This window comes from Halobacillus massiliensis (assembly GCF_900166625.1).
Taxonomy (GTDB): Bacteria; Bacillota; Bacilli; order Bacillales; family Halobacillaceae; genus Halobacillus_A; species Halobacillus_A massiliensis.
In genome coordinates, this window is record NZ_LT800499.1 from 2955466 (window position 1) to 2972002 (window position 16537).

At 39.3% G+C, this 16537-nt stretch carries 19 protein-coding genes; 8 read left to right on the forward strand and 11 right to left on the reverse strand.

Going from position 1 to position 16537, the window contains the following annotated elements:
- Positions 1-42: 42 nt before the first annotated feature.
- Both B7E06_RS14690 and B7E06_RS14695 read right to left on the reverse strand, forming a co-directional pair.
- A complete protein-coding gene (locus tag B7E06_RS14690) occupies positions 43-1257 on the reverse strand; it encodes an ABC transporter permease (RefSeq protein ID WP_082234709.1) in 1215 nt (404 codons plus the stop codon).
- Entirely contained in the window at positions 1250-1993 is a 744-nt protein-coding gene (locus B7E06_RS14695; RefSeq protein WP_082234710.1) for an ABC transporter ATP-binding protein, read from the reverse strand. The genes B7E06_RS14690 and B7E06_RS14695 overlap by 8 nt, the downstream gene beginning before the upstream one ends.
- A 137-nt stretch (positions 1994-2130) precedes the next feature.
- Between B7E06_RS14695 and B7E06_RS14700 the strand changes: the two genes are divergently transcribed.
- From B7E06_RS14700 to B7E06_RS22130, 6 genes are all read left to right on the forward strand, one after another.
- Positions 2131-2553, forward strand: a complete 423-nt coding sequence (locus B7E06_RS14700) for an HIT family protein (protein ID WP_082234711.1) — start codon at positions 2131-2133, stop codon at positions 2551-2553.
- A 111-nt stretch (positions 2554-2664) separates the two neighbouring features.
- Complete coding sequence (locus B7E06_RS14705; RefSeq protein ID WP_082234712.1) at positions 2665-3192, forward strand: tryptophan transporter; 528 nt, start codon at positions 2665-2667, stop codon at positions 3190-3192.
- A 142-nt stretch (positions 3193-3334) separates the two neighbouring features.
- Complete coding sequence (locus B7E06_RS14710) at positions 3335-3730, forward strand: YtxH domain-containing protein (RefSeq protein WP_082234713.1); 396 nt, start codon at positions 3335-3337, stop codon at positions 3728-3730.
- A 308-nt stretch (positions 3731-4038) separates the two neighbouring features.
- Positions 4039-4620: an HTH-type transcriptional regulator Hpr gene (locus tag B7E06_RS14715; protein WP_082234714.1), complete on the forward strand. Its 582-nt coding sequence runs from the start codon at positions 4039-4041 to the stop codon at positions 4618-4620.
- Positions 4621-4895: 275 nt separating this feature from the next.
- On the forward strand, positions 4896-5444 hold the full coding sequence (locus tag B7E06_RS14720; protein WP_082234715.1) for a DUF3267 domain-containing protein: 549 nt from the start codon (positions 4896-4898) through the stop codon (positions 5442-5444).
- A gap of 177 nt (positions 5445-5621) precedes the next feature.
- Positions 5622-5804, forward strand: a complete 183-nt coding sequence (locus B7E06_RS22130; RefSeq protein ID WP_082234716.1) for a hypothetical protein — start codon at positions 5622-5624, stop codon at positions 5802-5804.
- 41 nt (positions 5805-5845) lie between these two features.
- On the opposite strand, the gene B7E06_RS14730 is transcribed toward B7E06_RS22130, so the two are convergent.
- Together B7E06_RS14730 and B7E06_RS14735 are read right to left on the reverse strand one after the other, a co-directional pair.
- Positions 5846-5929, reverse strand: coding sequence for a YjcZ family sporulation protein (locus tag B7E06_RS14730; RefSeq protein ID WP_101844812.1), 84 nt, complete (start codon positions 5927-5929; stop codon positions 5846-5848).
- Positions 5930-6015: 86 nt separating this feature from the next.
- Entirely contained in the window at positions 6016-6102 is an 87-nt protein-coding gene (locus B7E06_RS14735) for a YjcZ family sporulation protein (protein ID WP_082234718.1), read from the reverse strand.
- Between the two features lie 166 nt (positions 6103-6268).
- Here B7E06_RS14735 and B7E06_RS14740 point away from each other — a divergent pair, with 166 nt between their 5' ends.
- Positions 6269-7210, forward strand: a complete 942-nt coding sequence (locus B7E06_RS14740; protein ID WP_082234719.1) for a peptidylprolyl isomerase — start codon at positions 6269-6271, stop codon at positions 7208-7210.
- A 107-nt stretch (positions 7211-7317) separates the two neighbouring features.
- Here the strand turns inward: B7E06_RS14740 and B7E06_RS14745 are convergent, their stop codons facing one another.
- From B7E06_RS14745 to B7E06_RS14770, 6 genes are all read right to left on the reverse strand, one after another.
- Positions 7318-7500: a sporulation YhaL family protein gene (locus B7E06_RS14745; RefSeq protein ID WP_082234720.1), complete on the reverse strand. Its 183-nt coding sequence runs from the start codon at positions 7498-7500 to the stop codon at positions 7318-7320.
- Positions 7501-7565: 65 nt separating this feature from the next.
- The gene (gene yhaM, locus B7E06_RS14750) at positions 7566-8510 is read right to left on the reverse strand and encodes a 3'-5' exoribonuclease YhaM (RefSeq protein ID WP_082234721.1); all 945 of its coding nucleotides are present in this window, start codon (positions 8508-8510) and stop codon (positions 7566-7568) included.
- Between the two features lie 68 nt (positions 8511-8578).
- Positions 8579-11434 (reverse strand): ATP-binding protein, encoded by a 2856-nt coding sequence (locus B7E06_RS14755; protein WP_082234722.1) that lies wholly within the window; start codon positions 11432-11434, stop codon positions 8579-8581.
- Positions 11434-12660 carry a metallophosphoesterase family protein gene (locus B7E06_RS14760; RefSeq protein ID WP_082234723.1) on the reverse strand — a complete coding sequence of 409 codons (1227 nt, stop codon included), beginning with the start codon at positions 12658-12660 and terminating at the stop codon, positions 11434-11436. The genes B7E06_RS14755 and B7E06_RS14760 overlap by 1 nt, the downstream gene beginning before the upstream one ends.
- 124 nt (positions 12661-12784) lie before the next feature.
- Complete coding sequence (locus B7E06_RS14765) at positions 12785-14044, reverse strand: ABC transporter permease (protein ID WP_082234724.1); 1260 nt, start codon at positions 14042-14044, stop codon at positions 12785-12787.
- Positions 14037-14936 carry an ABC transporter ATP-binding protein gene (locus tag B7E06_RS14770; RefSeq protein ID WP_082234725.1) on the reverse strand — a complete coding sequence of 300 codons (900 nt, stop codon included), beginning with the start codon at positions 14934-14936 and terminating at the stop codon, positions 14037-14039. Before B7E06_RS14770 ends, B7E06_RS14765 begins: the two co-directional genes overlap by 8 nt.
- 152 nt (positions 14937-15088) lie before the next feature.
- Here B7E06_RS14770 and B7E06_RS14775 point away from each other — a divergent pair, with 152 nt between their 5' ends.
- Positions 15089-15274, forward strand: coding sequence for a YhzD family protein (locus B7E06_RS14775; protein ID WP_082234726.1), 186 nt, complete (start codon positions 15089-15091; stop codon positions 15272-15274).
- A 29-nt stretch (positions 15275-15303) separates the two neighbouring features.
- Here the strand turns inward: B7E06_RS14775 and B7E06_RS14780 are convergent, their stop codons facing one another.
- Positions 15304-16074 carry an enoyl-CoA hydratase gene (locus B7E06_RS14780; RefSeq protein ID WP_082234727.1) on the reverse strand — a complete coding sequence of 257 codons (771 nt, stop codon included), beginning with the start codon at positions 16072-16074 and terminating at the stop codon, positions 15304-15306.
- Between the last annotated feature and the right edge of the window lie 463 nt (positions 16075-16537).

Sequence of the window (16537 nt, forward strand, 5' to 3'; positions counted from 1 at the left end):
AACCTCCTGATTAGCGGATCTTAACAAAGACCGCTTCATTTATTACACAATCCGGGGCTTAACATATGACTTAATGAAGGCCAAACTGAATACCGTTCCGCCAACTGCTGTAATTAAGATTCCAACAGGGTTCCACTGAATGATAAATAACAGGGTAAATAGAAAAGTTTGCAGAATCATCAGCTGTCTTAAAAATTGGACCATCGCTCTTTGCTTCGCCTCTTTATCCACTGGGTAAATATCAACCCAGGCTATTGTACGATGATGATTCCAAAGTGACATCATTTGAAAGGCGCTTAAATATAAAAACAAAAAGGCAAAAGCAGCTTTTATCCATACATTAGGAACAAACCAGATGGCTAAACCTCCGACGACCATCAGCCTGAAATACATCCCTAAATAGTCACTGCTGCGGATGAACGTTATCCGATAAAGATACGTGAAACTCTGTGACTGCCGAAACGGAACACCCTGAGTAAAAAGCTGGACTAAGGCATGTCTTTTCTTAATCGGATTCTTTAGATGCGGCACGTCTGTAAACATATTGGCAATTCGGTAAAATGTCCTCATTCTTGCCTGATCTTTCTCAATAAGAAGATCAAATACGAGTCCGGCTTTTTTATGAGCAAGTGAATAAATGTAGAGGACTACTATCAGTAACAATGAACCCGTTATAATGGAAAATAGCTGATTACCCTGGGCCAGGAAAAAGAAAAATACAATACTTAATAGTGTTCGGACAAACAAGTCTGTTTGGCGGATATTTTTGTCTCGCTCTTTCAGCATCCACCAGTTAGCCATCATGTTAATCAGTTTAATGACGAGCATAAATCCTATCATACCAAGGTAATAATTCATGCCTAGAGCGGGAAATGTAGTAAAATACAGCGGACCTAAAGCGGCTGCTACGAGCAGAATTACATAAAGCTGAACGATAAAACTGTAGACGAGCGACCTTTTGAAATAATCACCAAGCTTATACTCAGCCGGCAGAAGAAATACTAAGTCCGGCTCTTTAAGCAGGGTGCGCACGGGACTGTAACTGACTGCCATTCCAAAAATGATTCCGACAATCCACTCTGTTGGAAAGTCTTTGGGAACCGTAAGCAGCCACTGCTGGTAGTAATAAGCAAGGGCAGAGATAAAGAAAAACATGGCAATCGCAATATGGCCGTTAAATATATATTTTAAATAACGGCTTGTTTCTTTAATATGCTCCTGAAAACGTCTATTCCAAAACTCTTTTGCATTAAACATTGTCTTCTTCCTTTGTGAGCTGAATATACAAATCGTCAAGAGATGCTCCTGGTTTGTTGAAGGATTCTCTTAGATCATTGAGCGTACCCGCGGCCCTTAGTTTACCGTCATGTAGAATCACGAAACGGTCACAGTATTTTTCGGCAGTAGCCAGTATATGTGTCGACATCAGGACGCCAGCTCCATTTTTTTTCATTTCCTCCATCCACTCAAGGTATGATTGAATACCAAGAGGATCAAGACCTACGAATGGCTCATCAACAATATAGAGCTCTGGCTCTATTAAAAAAGCGCACATGATCATCACTTTCTGCCGCATTCCTTTTGAAAAATGGACAGGGAACCAATTCAATCTTTTTGTCAGCCTGAATTCTTTCAATAAAGGATCCAACCGTTTTTTGAACGTTTCTTCAGGAATGTTATAGGCCATTGCTGTTAAATGAAGATGTTCATACAATGTTAATTCATCATAAAGAATCGGCATTTCCGGAATATAAGCAAACTGCTGACGGTAACCGTTTGGATTTTCATCAAACGTTGTCCCATTAATCGCTACTCTCCCTTTCTTAGCCTGCATCATTCCTATGATATGCTTAATTGTCGTACTTTTACCGGCACCATTTAGTCCAATGAGGCCGACAATTTCATTTGGAAAAACATCAAAATTAATGCCATGCAGCACATTTTTATGAGTGTATCCTCCATGTAACTCTTCTATATGTAGTAAAGGTTTCATCATTATCCCTCATTTCAAAAACTCATTCCCATAAATTTTATCATAATCTCAACTTGGCATACACAATTGGAAGCAGAATCGAGCAAAGCGCTCAAATTATGATACAATTATACAAAACCTTTGAAGGAGTGTGGACCATGAGTGATAATTGTATTTTCTGCGAAATTATTAATGGAAATATCCCCTCAGCTAAAGTATATGAAGACGATGAAGTCTATGCGTTTCTGGACATCAGCCAGGTGACGAAGGGACATACGCTCGTCATTCCAAAAAATCATACAAAAGATATTTACAGCACAGATGAAGATGTGGCAGCTAAATTGTTTGCCCGTGTGCCAAAAATCTCAAATGCCATTAAGAAAGCTTATAATCCTATAGGTCTTAACTTACTTAATAATAACGAGGAACCTGCCGGTCAGTCTGTCTTTCATCTACATATCCACTTAATTCCAAGGTACGGTAAGGAAGACGGATTTAAGCCGGAATGGACGGTTCATGCTGATGATTATACATCTGAAGACTTACAGGACATCGCCGCAAACATTACCAATCAAATTTAATACCTTGTTTTCACTAATGGTTTTGCTATAATAACTTTAGGATCACGCAAGTAATCATGAGGATATACTTGGTGAGAATAATTAGCTTAGAAGAGATGAGGAGAGATAATAATGAATACTCGAGTTTTAGTTTTACTTTCACTGCTAGTTGGAATGGGTGCTGTGTTACATGCCGTCCTTCCACCATTCTTTCTGGGAATGCGGCCGGACATGATGCTGGCCATGATGTTTCTTGGCATTATGTTATTTCCAAGGCTTTCATATGTAGGGGTATTAGGTGTGGCTACAGGATTGATTTCCGCACTGACCACTACTGTTCCTGGAGGTCAATTGGCCAATATGGTTGAAAAGCCAATTACGGCTATTGTGTTTTTCGGACTATACCTTGTATTGAATCGTACATTAAAAGGTACAGCTGCTCCTATTTTAACAGCAGCTGGAACATTGATCAGTGGGGCTGTTTTTTTAGGAATCGTACTATTTGTAATTGGAATTATGGAAGCAGGCTTTGGCGTTATGTTTGTAACAATTGTACTTCCGACTGCTGTCATTAATACTATCGCGATGCTCTTTATTTATCCGCTTGCACAGTCGATTATGCGCCGGTCCAATATATCTCAGTCTATGAGTTTCCAATAGTTCACTTCCATTTAACTCCTAAGGCCTCTACTGTGCATAAGTGTAGAGGTCTCCTTCATTTCTTTCCTATTTTGAGGTTTCAAACATAAATATTAAGAGAAGATAATAATAAACAGTTCTCGATTTTGAAAGGAGTAGTTACATGCCAAATGCTAAATCGCTTATCATTGGAATTGTAGTTGGAGGAGTGGCAGGTGCCGCTTATACCTTACTTAATACCCCTTCGTCCGGAAGAGATTTCCGTGAAAATGCACGTTCGAAAAGCGAGAATTTAAAAACCACTGTACTTAACTTAAAGGATGAGGGGATCCAGCTGAAAGAACAAATTGCGCAGACCTCAAAAGAAGGGGCACAAATGATTAAAGAACTATCCGAAGATGTAAAGAATTCTGTAGAAAGCTGGAAGCGCACTGTGGAGCCCCATCAGAGAAATATTCAAAAATACTTACAGCAAATTGAAAAGAGCTTGAAAGATCTGGAAGAAAAAGCAAAATCTCATGAAAACGATGAAAATGATGAAAGCCGCCCGGAACACTAAGAAGACAGATATCTTTAAAAAATCATCAGAGGAAAATCTCTGGTGATTTTTTAATAGGAAGCTTTATACATTTTTTTGCTTGTCTTAGGTAAATCAAAAATTACAGGTGACTTTTATATCCTCCCATGTATAAATTTTACAAAAATAATATATTCGACAATTTTCAGCATATTATTTCTTGCATAATCTCAAAGCTCGTATAAAATAACAAGTAGGTAATACTTTTGTAATATGAAGTGATTTACCACTTCATATTTAGGGAACATAGTTATAATGAACCTTAACTTCTAAAAAAGTAGGTGACAGAAATGAGAGAGAAGATATCCAAGCAAGAGGCGATTTTTTACAGTCACAAGATGGCCCAGTTATCAAAAGCCCTCTGGAAAGCGATTGAGAAAGATTGGCAGGATTGGATTAAGCCTTTTCAATTAAATATAAATGAGCACCACATTCTGTGGATTGCTTATCATTTAAAAGGAGCCAGCATCTCCGAAATCTCAAAATATGGAGTTATGCACGTGTCCACGGCATTCAACTTTTCAAAGAAACTTGAAGCCAGAGGCCTGCTTAAGTTCTCCAAAAGAGAGAACGACAAGCGGAACACGTATATTGAATTAACCTCCATGGGATCGGAATTACTGGAAGACACACTGAACAATTATGAACCGAGCAATTATTCAGTTTTAAAAGGTGTGCTACCGATGGCTGAAGTTTACGGCAAGCTTCCTGAGTTTCTTGATCTTTCTACCCTCATTAAGGAAATCTATGGCGATGAGTATATAGATATCCTGGAACGTTCACTGCAAAGCATTGAAGATGACCAATCTTTAGTAGAAGAGCCCACTGACCTTGAAGCCTATAAACAAAAGACACAATCTCAGTCTTCTTAAAGCCTTTCCTTTTACAGGGAAGGTTTTTTCTTTTACAACTGCCTCAAACATTTTCTTCCCTTCTGCTTCTAATTCTCCGATTACACTCGCTATTTAATCCCTTCTAAACACTGTAACAGCGCATTTTTATCCCGTAAAAAATACAGCTTTATTTTTTTACAAAAAACCTATTGCTTTTTAGTGGAAAACATACTATTATTCGTCTAGTGCCTTTTTAACAAAACAACCAAATTCCATTAAACCTAGTAAATTTTAAAGCAAAGGGGGATTCTAAGATGAACTGCTGGAAATCCATTAATATTCAAAAGGAATTCGGCCTTAACCGTGTTTATCTTATGTCTTTTTTAACAGCGTTATTGTCTTTCTTAATTTTATATCTGCCTTTTTCGATAATACACGGGACACACGATGTAAAAGACCATGGTTTTTTACCGTTGTTAATCATCTTATTTTTCCTCCCGGCTATTCATAGATTAATGCATATTCTGCCGCTGATCTTGTTTTATAAAAAAATAAAAGTACAGTTTAGATCTAAAAACAGATTGACACCGACTTTCTCTTATCAATGTAAATCAAAATTATCAAAGCAAGTATCCATTATCATGGCTCTGGCGCCGACTTTACTAATTACACTTCCAGCCTTAATGATGGGTTATGTATTTCCAAGTTACTTCGCTTATCTGATTATCTTTGCGTCCGTTAATATCGGACTGTCGTTTACAGATTTTCTTTATTTAAATCAATTCATGAGAGCACCCCGCCGATGTGTCATTGAGAATGCCAAAGGCGGCTATGATATTCTCATCCGCAGACCTAAAATATAAAGACTTAAGGTTTCTTGCCTGCATGATTAATGAAAAGTATATTTATCTAGTATGATAGAGCGCACTATAAAACAGCACCCCTGTTTCAGGAGTGCTGTTTTTAATGGTTTCTCCTGTTCAATGAAAGAAAACTCTGGTAAAGTAATTGCATAGGGAATAAAGGAGGTTTTCACAATTATCGCCATACTCTTTCTCGTATACGGACTAATCGTTTTATTCATATTTAATTCTCTCACCCATTCCTTATGTGAAAAAACTAAAATGTCTAACGAAAAACAATCGAAAGTCTTCAGGACAATTAATGTCCTTATTACCATACTTCTCATTTCTTCCTACGTGGACGTCATTAATCATATGTAACGTGCAGGCTATGTGGTTTAAACATAGCCTGTTTTTTTATCTTATAGCCAAGCTGCACCTACGATGATGAGTAGAATAAACAATACTACGATCAGCGCGAATCCTCCACCATATCCGTAACCCATATCTTCACCCCCATCTTTAGACATAGCATATTATATGCCCGTTTTAAGGAACTGAATGGGCGGCAACCTATCTATGTCATTCTATCTTAATAAAACCAAGCAGCTCCTACGATAACGAGCAGAATAAACAATACTACGATCAGCGCGAATCCTCCACCATATCCGTAACCCATATCTTCACCCCCATCTTAAGACATAACACATCTTATGCCTGCATCAGACAATGCGAAAGGGCTTTAACCTAATTATTTTTATTACATATAGAACTGTAAAGGTAAAATGTGTTATATTTATTCATGCAGCATATATATATAAACGCTTTGAGGAGTGTACGAGAAAATGAAAAAACTTATGGTATCCGCTGCTTTAGCAGCCAGCGTCTTTGCCTTATCCGCTTGTAACTCAGGCGAGGAAGAAGTTGTGGTAGAAACAAGCGGCGGCGATGTAACGAAAGAAGAATTTTATCAGGAAATGCAGAAAACTTCCGGAGAACAAGTTCTTCAACAATTAGTCATTGCCGAAGTACTTAAAGCAAACTATGAAGTTTCAGACGAAGCCGTAGAAGAAGAATTCAATAACTTAAAAGAACAATATGGAGAACAGTTCGATACAGTTCTTGAGCAAAGCCCATATGAAGATGAAGAGGATTTTAAAGATTCGATTCGACTAAGCCTTCTTCAAGAACAGGCAGCTGCTGAAGATGTGGATGTTTCTGAAGAAGAAATGAAGCAATATTATGATCGTATGAAAACAGAAGTAAAAGCGAGCCACATTTTAGTGGAAGATGAAGAAACCGCTAATGAAGTTAAAGAAAAACTAGATAATGGTGAATCCTTTGAGGATTTAGCAAAAGAATATTCAACAGATGGAACTGCAGAGAATGGTGGAGATCTAGGTTTCTTTGGTCCTGGAGAAATGGATCCTGCGTTTGAAGATGCAGCATACAGCCTGGAAGTAGATGAGGTCAGTGACCCTGTACAGTCTCAGTTTGGGTACCATATCATTAAATTAACGGACAAGCAGGAAGCTGAAGATGTGGGCTCTTTTGAGGAAGAACAGGATGAAATAAAACGTACACTCGTCAGTCAGAACATTAATCAGCAGGAGCTTCAGCAGAAGATAAACAAGCTGATTCAGGATTCGGACATCGATGTGAAAATTGAAGGCTATGAAGACCTTTTTGAAATGCCTGAACAGCAGCAGCAGCCTGCAACTGAAGGTGGAGAAGGTTCCCAGGACTCCAGTGATGAAGGATCCTCTGAAGAAGAAGAAAAGCAATAATTGATAATCAAAGCTGGCGAAATTCATTCCCCAGCTTTGTTAGTGTAACTATCAAATATGAAATGGCATAAAAAAGCAAGGTAGATCATGTTTCTACCTTGCTTTCTTTAATTGGCACGGTGGCGTCTATCTTTTTCTTCTTCCATTCTTGAAATATAGACACGCCCTTCACGTTCAATAAACTGCTGCTCTATTTTTCTTTCAGCTTTCATAGCTCGATAAGCCATGTATCCACTCACAAAAATTAAAAGAATGCACATAAATACCCATACCGGAAGACCAAGAACCATGATTATATCCTCCCCTGTCCGTTCTTTACAGCTAGTCTATGAGCAAACTTGTCTTCCTATGAATATTATTCTTCAAAACTGGGTTTGTAAAAAGTTCTTTGATCAAGAGAATAAATTCTTTCTGTAAATTCCCCAGGACCTACTTTATTTAATGCTCTGTTTAACGTATTCATCTGCGAATCAATCATATCAATTTGATGAAGCAGTTCGGCTTCTCGGACAAGAGGTGGTTTTGGACTTCCCCATTCCGCTTTCCCATGGTGGCTTAATACCATATGCTGAAGAATGGTTACTTCTTCCCCTTCGATTTGTAATTCCTTTGCGGCTTCCTGAACTTCCTGCACCATAATAGGGATGTGCCCAATCAGCCTGCCTTCCAGTGTATAGGAAGGAGAGGTTGTACTTGAAAGCTCTCTAATCTTTCCCAAATCGTGAAGAATGATTCCTGTATATAATAGGTCTTTGTTAATCTCCGGATACATTGTTTTAAGCTGTCTTGCGATATTCAGCATGGAAACCACATGATGAGCTAAACCTGATACGTAATTATGATGGTTTCTTACGGCTGCTGGATAAGTAAACAAATCATCCTGATATTTTTTCACAAAGTGACGGGTTAATCTTTGGAGATTGGCGTTATTCATCTCAAATATGGCCTCTGTCACTCTTTCCATGAGTTCTTCTTTTTTTACCGGTGCCTTTTCGATAAAATCCGCTGCCTGTACACCATCAGTAGATTGAGCGGGGCGAATGCCATGGATTTTCAACTGGGGGCGGTTTCTGAACTTTCCAATCTCACCATTCACCTTTACTAGTTCGCCTTGTGTAAACAGGTCTTCATCCTCCTGAGTCGCTTCCCAAAGCTTTGCATCTATCTCTCCTGTTGTATCTTTAAGTAAAAGCGTAAGAAAAGGTTTCCCATTACTCGCCACACTTTTGGATGCTGTTTTAATAAGCAGGAAGTGATCAAATACGTCTCCTATTTGGTATTGGGCAATTCCTTTCTTCATTATTCTCCTCTCCTTTCATCTCTCAAATGATTTCAACTATATTTTTTCATATTCCGCTATCGAATCGATCAAAGCAGAATAGTGTGAGCTGCTTTAAGCTTTTCAGCAAGGTCCTGCCGCCATGTAAAGAAAATGACCTGCTGTTTCTCCGCCAGTTCTTGTATCAATTCGATCATAATGTGAAGCCGTTGGTTATCAAAATGTACAAAGGCATCATCCACAATAAAAGGAAGTGGCTGCTCAATGGATAAGACTCTGGCCAGAGCCAGCCTTAAAGAAACATACAGCTGATCGGCTGTTCCCCGTGAAAGTTCATTTGTTAAGAAATATTGACCTTGCTGGTCTGAAACCTTAATTCGGCCGGACCCTTTCTCAACAGAAATCAGCGAGTACTTTCCTGCAGTCAGCCGCGAGAATAATCCCGTTGCTTCCTCTAATACCCTTGGCAGATAATCCCGCTGATAAGCTTCCTTCGTTTTCAATAATACATCCAATGCCAATTTATAAGCAGCCCAGCGTTTTGCTTCTTCCTGGAAGGTTCCTTTTTCTGATTCCAATTGATAATTATATTCAGAAAGTCTATTGGAATTCTCAAGTTGATGAAGCCTGTGTTCTGCTTCCGCCCGCTCATTTTGGCAGTAGGATAAATGCTCTTTAAGTTTTTCGATCTCGCTTTCAAACTTATCAAGATTACTCTTAATTTCAGCTTCACGAGGCGGACTGCTCCAAACATTAAATTTCTTTTGTTCTTCCTCGCTTAGCATGAGATGAATTTGTTGAATAACAGCCTGTTTAGTCTGCCACTCTTTCACAAGCTCTCTGTGAGACTCTGTTATTTTATAAAAATGCTCGGCATCGACAGCTCCGGCTTTTTGAAGGAGAATCTTACGCTGTTCATACAAGGGATTTAATTTTTCTTTTAGGTTTTCGGTCTGAGCTGTCAATCCTCTGCTTTCTTTTTCTATTTTTTTCAACTCGTTCACTTTATTGATTTCCTGTTCGTGAACCTCCGCTAAAACAGAAAACTTTTCAACATGGCTTTGTTGACCATCTTCCCAATTACAAGCTTGGAAAAACTTCTCCAGACTTTCTTCAATGGCGGCTGACTTTCTGTAACAGGAGGTTAGCTCTTCTTTCGTATTTTCTATGGCCTGTTGTATATCATGAAGACGTTTAAGTATATGATAAAGCTTTTCCCAGTGCTCTACTTGAAAATTTTGAAGGAAAGGATAATTACTGTACTGTTCATCCATAGATAAATCAAGCTTATGCTGTCGATTCTCAAGCTTCTTATGATATTCTTTCAGCTTTATCTCTTCCTGCTGAACGCCCCTCCAGTTTTCCATTAAATATAGTTGTTCCCCTTTTGTCTGGTCAAACTTCTGAAGCTGCTTTCTCGCCTGATTGTATTCTTCGTTTGAAATAGTTGCTCCTGGCATTTGCCCATTGCCTTTAATCTGCAGTTGAGTATACATAATTATTCCCAGCCCAGCTATACCCCCGGCAAACAACCATAGGGCTTCTGATGTCCACAACGATAAAAGACAACCTGCTATAAAGAGAATACCTGCTCCTAAATAGTAAAAGGAGGCCGTTTTATTTGTACGCATAGATGCAGCGGCCGTCTGCGAATGGATATAAAAATCAATTTTTTCCGAATATCTCTCTGCTTCTTCCTCACTGATTCCTTCTCTTTTCAGTTCTTCAAGCTGATGTTCTGTTTGTTCTTTTTGAAGCCTCAGTGAGTTTTTCTTTTCGTTCCACTGTTCTAATGCAGTTTCAAGCCTTGTTAATTCTTCTCTAATCTCCCTCCACTGGTCTTCTAAATAAAAAGGAAATTTATAGGCACTAATTTCAATAGAAATTCCAGCTCTGGTCATTTCAGAATCGGTTTCTTCTTGCAGCTGATTAAGCTGTTGGTTCAGTCTTTTCTGTATTTCTAAAATCCGCTCATATTCCGATTTAAACTGTAAAAGCTCTTCTGCTTTATCGTAAGGGTAGGCTGTCAGACTTTCTTTTAAATATTCTGCTTCCTCTCTGTACTTCTCCAACTGTGTTAAAGCATCGTTCAGACTATTTTCAAGTGGAAGAATATTCTCCTGCAGGTGGCGCATTTGCTCTAAAGCATCCTTGTCCATCACATGCTCCGGTTTTTTTAAATTTTTCATTTGATGATACTGCAGGAGAACGGGTGCTGCTTTTTTAAGCTGTGTTAACTGGCCAGTTAATTTTCTTTTATCCTCCAGCTTTTCATCTATCCTTTGGATTTCTTCATACATTGATTCTGATTTTTCCAGAGTCTGCTGATACTCACCTGTTTCCAGTTCAGCCTGCCTGCGATTTACTTGCAGCTGCTCAATTTTTTCAAGATGCTGGTTCAGCTTTGGTTTGCGTCCTTTTGGCTTAAATTGTTCATCAAGTTCTTTTTCTAAAAATTTCGTAGTTTCATGTAATTGATCTGATCCCATCAGCCCGACATTTAACAATACCTCACCAAGTTCATCACCAGTCAGACCTTGAAGTTTATTCAGATCATCAGCATTAAAACTGTAGATCGACTTGTAAACAGATTTAGAAATCCCACCCAAAATCTCTCTTAAAAAGGCTTCCCCGTGTTCTTCTCCGTTTTCCAAACGACAAACAGCTTCACCTAGTACCCGGTCGTGCATTCTTTCAACTGTAATTATCCCATTCTCTTCAGTCTCTATCGTCAGCCTTCCTCCAACAGATCCCCCGTTTTTCGGCTGATAAAATTCTCTCTTTCTTGGAGGAAGTCCAAATAGAATAAAAAGAAGAAATTGTTGTATGGTAGATTTCCCTGCTTCGTTATTTCCCATGACAACAGTAAGCGGCCCCTCATTAAATGACAGGGAATAGTCTTTCCATTTTCCAAATCCGTAAATATGTAATGATCGTATCCGCATCAGTCTTTCTCTCCTCTTAATAGCTGCTGAAGTACCATTTCCTTTGCGGCATGCATAATTTCTTGCTTATCTGATTCATTCAGCTGTTCTATAACTTTCGAAGCGCGCCTGTGTTTGTATAGTGGTGATATAAATTCATTAAATTCCTTTTCATCTACATTTTCTAAATGCCGTAAAAATTCTCCCGCAAAGTGAGGACTTTCTCGTAATTCCTTCTCGTCCCATGTAACCTTATCCTCCACTACTACTTTATCAATCCAGACCCAGGGGCCTTCAAAATCCTCTTCTTCGTTTAGTACATCCGTCCATTGATCGATTTCAGATCTCCATTTATTCAGCTTACCGAGTTCAGCTTTTAAAACTACGGTAATGATAGCTGGTGCAGTTACTCGCTCTTTTGCTTTCATAAGGAAACCTTCAAGTTCTTCCGGATGATCAAGAGAACTGCATTCAATAACCGCCGAGTCATATATAAATGAGTGCAGTTTCAAAAATTTTAAATCGAAGCCTGTCCCATCGTTTTCCACCAGGTAACACCCTTTTTCGCCCAGTTCCTTTGTTGAACGGCCTTGAATATTTCCCGAATAAACGATGTAGGGGTCTTTCGCTAAAATCTGACGTTTATGAATATGGCCGAGTGCCCAGTAATCCATAAAAGTATTTTGAAGCTCTCGTATTTTAAAGGGGGCATAGGCTTCGTGTTCGTCTGCCCCCTCTACACTTCCATGAAGTGTACCAATATGATAATAAGGCGTTCCTGTCTTCTGATATTGCGATGTTTTATTTTCTTTTACCGACTTTTCGACATAGCTGAAGCCATAAATATTAGCGAAATGTTCTCCCTCTCTATAATAAGGAAGAGCAGACACATCTTGATTTTTAAAAATGTGAACATTATCAGGGTAGGACAGTGGATAATGAGCCCCATTTACATAATCATGATTACCATAGCTTACATATACTTGAATACCATAATGATGCAGTCTCTTAAAGCCCTCCCGAAGCTTCACCTGGGCTTTTAAACTACGTGTTTCTTCATTAAATAAATCACCTGTTATCAGCAGGAAATCCACTTTCTGATCAATGGTATGCTGAATTAACCTGTCAAAGGCTTCAAATGTGGAAGCTCTCAGCTTTTCAAGCAGTTCTTTCGGCAGGTAGCCTTTACTTTTAAAAGGACTGTCCAAGTGCAAATCTGCACTATGTATAAACCTTAAGGATGCCATACTTTAAGTCCCCCATTTCTAATAGATCTTACTCATAAGTTTATCAGAGTAAAAGAGCGAATGCACGTTCGTTTTTTGATCCGCAAAAAACGCTTCTCCCTTAGAAGAAGCGCCTGATTGATAACTATTTATCTTTACCTGTCAGCTGAATAGCTTTTTTTACATCTTTTAATGAAGAAGTTTTTCCGTACATGAGAACACCGCCTTTGTATATCTTTGCCCCTATAATCGCTAATAAGACGATAGAGATTACGAGGACACCGACAGAAAGGACAACTTCCCATACCGGAATATCAAGCATGCCTATTCTAAGAAACATGAGCAGCGGTGAAAAAAATGGAATATAAGATGTAACCGTAATAAAGGCAGCATCAGGGTCATTGAGACCGAAGATGGCAATAAAAAACGCAATGATAATCATATATGTCATCGGTGCTACCATCTGTTGAGCATCTTCCAATCGACTGACAAGCGACCCTAATGTAGCCGCAAGCGTAGCATAAAGGAAATACCCTAAAATGAAAAACAAAACAGCATAAGCAATGATATCCCACTGGATCGTTCCCAGGCCGACGATCTCCAAAAACGACCCTTCGCCTGAATTCTGCTTAATTCCTAAATATCCTATGCCAATAATTAAAGAAAACTGGAGCAATCCAACAAGGGCGATTCCAGTAATTTTTGCGAACATCTGCGAAATCGGAGACACACTTGAAATAAGAATTTCCATGACACGGCTCGATTTCTCTGTCGCTACTTCAGTGACAATCATATTACCGTAAAGCAATACAGATAAATAAAGTAAAAACAGCATGATATAAACGAGACCCTGTGTCTGAGCGATATTTTCAGCTGTACTTTCTTCATCACCCAGATAAACTTCATTTAGCTCAGGAGGCATTTGGATAGCTGCTAATACACCTGGATCCACAGAGGTTTGATTAGAAATTGCCTGCATTTTCAACTGCTGAAGAGACTGTTCGACAATTTCACTGTCCCCCGGTGACAAACTTTCTGCTGAGTAATAATAAGCCGCTGGAAGTCCACTATCGCTTTCAGTGATCTCCAGTGCCGCTTCCTTCCCTTCTGAGTCTTCTGCGGCCTTTTTGAGCTCTTCTACCGGCAGACCTGTAACTTCAGCAGAAAACGATTCACTTGTGTCCAGGACTTCAGCCATTGCCCCCGCCCATTCTTCATTTTCACTTACTACCATTACTTTCGTTTGGTCTGCTTCATCTTCTCCGTTATCGAAAACTTCAATAATCGATTGAATGTTTGTAATAAGAAAAATCAGCGAAAGTGTGACGATGGTTGTAATAATAAATGATTTTGATTTCACACGTGAGGCAAAAGTATGTCCGACCATAATTAAGAATTTATTCATAAGAGTCCCCCACCTTCTCGATAAAGATATCATTTAAAGAAGGTTCCTCAAGATCAAATGTACGGACAAACCCCCGCCCGCTTAATGCTGCAAAAATCTCCTGAGAGACTTCCTCATTTTCCACCTGGACTTCGCACCCTTCACTGAATGGTTTATACTTTGTCACTCCATCAATATCCTTAATAAACTCCAGATCAAATTCAGCTTTTAATCGAACATTTTTCCTTCCAAAAGAACGCTTAATTTCTTTAAGACTGCCGTGCACAACTGGTTTGCCGTGATGCAGAATACATAGATGCTCACACAACTCTTCAACATGCTCCATCCGGTGAGAAGAAAAAACGATGGAAGTGCCAGCTTCCTTCAATTCAACTACTGCTTTTTTCAGCATTTCAACATTTACCGGGTCAAGCCCAGAGAAAGGTTCGTCTAAAATGAGGAGCTTCGGTTTATGTAAGACGGCTGAGATAAACTGAATCTTTTGCTGATTCCCTTTTGATAGATCCTCAACCTTTCTTGTTTTATAATCAGGAACTTTAAATTTTTCAAGCCAAATCTCTATCTCTTCTATTGCCTCTTTCTTGCTCATCCCTCTAAGCTTCGCAAGATAGACAAGCTGATCCTGGACCTTCATTTTGGGATAAAGACCTCTCTCTTCGGGAAGATAGCCTATCAAATGGCTTTGATCATACCCAATGTCTCCCCCTTGCCAAGTAATCGTCCCCTCTGTTTCTTCAATCAGTCCAAGAATCATTCGAAACGTCGTCGTTTTCCCGGCTCCATTTGCCCCAAGAAAGCCAAAGATTTGTTTTTCCGGTATCTCAATGGATAATTGATTCACTGCCGTAAAGCCGCCAAACTGTTTCGTTACATTATGTAGTTTTAAAGTCACAGCTTTCCTCCTCCTTTAATGATTAAATACGTTTGAAATAGAGAAATAGTTTCAATCTTGTTGAAAAACAATGCAGGATTTTACTCCTTATTTATCTAATGTATATAATATGATTAGCTATTCATTTTTTTAACTTAAGGAGACGATTTTTAATGAAAAAGTATTTCTTAACCGTTTTTGAGCAGAACGGGACAAACCTGTTAGATGAATCTTTCGAAGCTGAAAATGATAAAGAAGCTAAACAGATCGGCAGCCAAAAGTTAGAAGAAAAAGGTTTTTTGGAATATACCCACCGCTGTGTTGCACCAGAAGGACACCTTGTATTGTTTCACCGTTAAAAAAAAGTCGCTAATAAAAGCGACTTTTTTTATTGACCAGAAAATTTAGGTTTTCTTTTTTCTAAAAAGGCTTCAATCCCTTCTTTATGGTCCTGCGTATGCCGAAGTTTCCATTGGGACTGCCTTTCCTTAGACAAATACTGAAGAAGCCGGTCTAAGCTGTAATTATTGTAAATACGCTTTGTCGCGATCATTGACTGAAGCGGTCTCCCCGTCCATTTATTAGCTAATTGATCTGCTGACTTATAGACATCCTCATCAACAATCATATCTACAAGCTCAACTTCCTTCGCTTCTCCCGCGGTCAATTGTTCCCCTTCCCAGGCAAACTGCTTAGCCCGGTGTGTGCCAAGCCGCTGTTCTAAAAAGAAATGGCCGCCTCCATCTGGTGCTAAACCAACACCAATAAAATTCATGGAAATTTGCGTGTTTCTTTCCGCTATTAAATAATCAGCCGCCAGCGCAATACTTAGTCCCAAACCAACAACAGGTCCATGCAAGGCAGCAATAACGAGCTTAGGCATAGTAAAAATCCCTGTTGCAATCGTTTCTATATCATCCATCACTTGATCATAGACTTCAGGATTAGTAACCTCTTGCATCATGGCAACATCTCCGCCCGCACAGAACGCTTTCCCAGCACCAGAAATAACAACGATTTGTGCCTCTTTATCTTTCGTTTCCTCTACAAGTGCGGCAAATTCCTTAAGCATATCACTATGAAGCGCGTTTAATTTTTCCTTTCGATTTAATCGAATATGAATTATCCTGCCGTCTTCCTCTACTTCAAAATAACGCATAGAGATCCCCCTTGTATGAATCTATGCTTTTAATTTTCGTCATAAGATGATAATTTTCCTGCCTTTATTTCAAATTTTTTGAATTTAAGGATGTCGTCCTGGTTATATTAGCGGTCGGAGCTGGTATTGCTTTCTTTATAAAGTTTCTGGCTTTCGGCGCTTTGACCGGCTCTTTCAGCCGTGCTTCCCCTTCTATCGGCGGTTCTCCTCTTTTTCGACGGTTCTTCTCTCGCTTTCGGCGCTTCTCTCCACTCTTTCAGCCGTGCTTTTCCTTTCTATCGGCGGTTCTCCTCTTTTTCGACGGTTCTTCTCCCGCTTTCGGCGCTTCTCTCCACTCTTTCAGCCGTGCTTTCCTTTCTATCGGCGGTTCTCCTCTTTTTCGACGGTTCTTCTCTCGCTTTCGGCGCTTCTCTCCGCTCTTTCAGCCGTGCTTTTCCTTTCTATCGGCGGCTCTCCTTCTTTT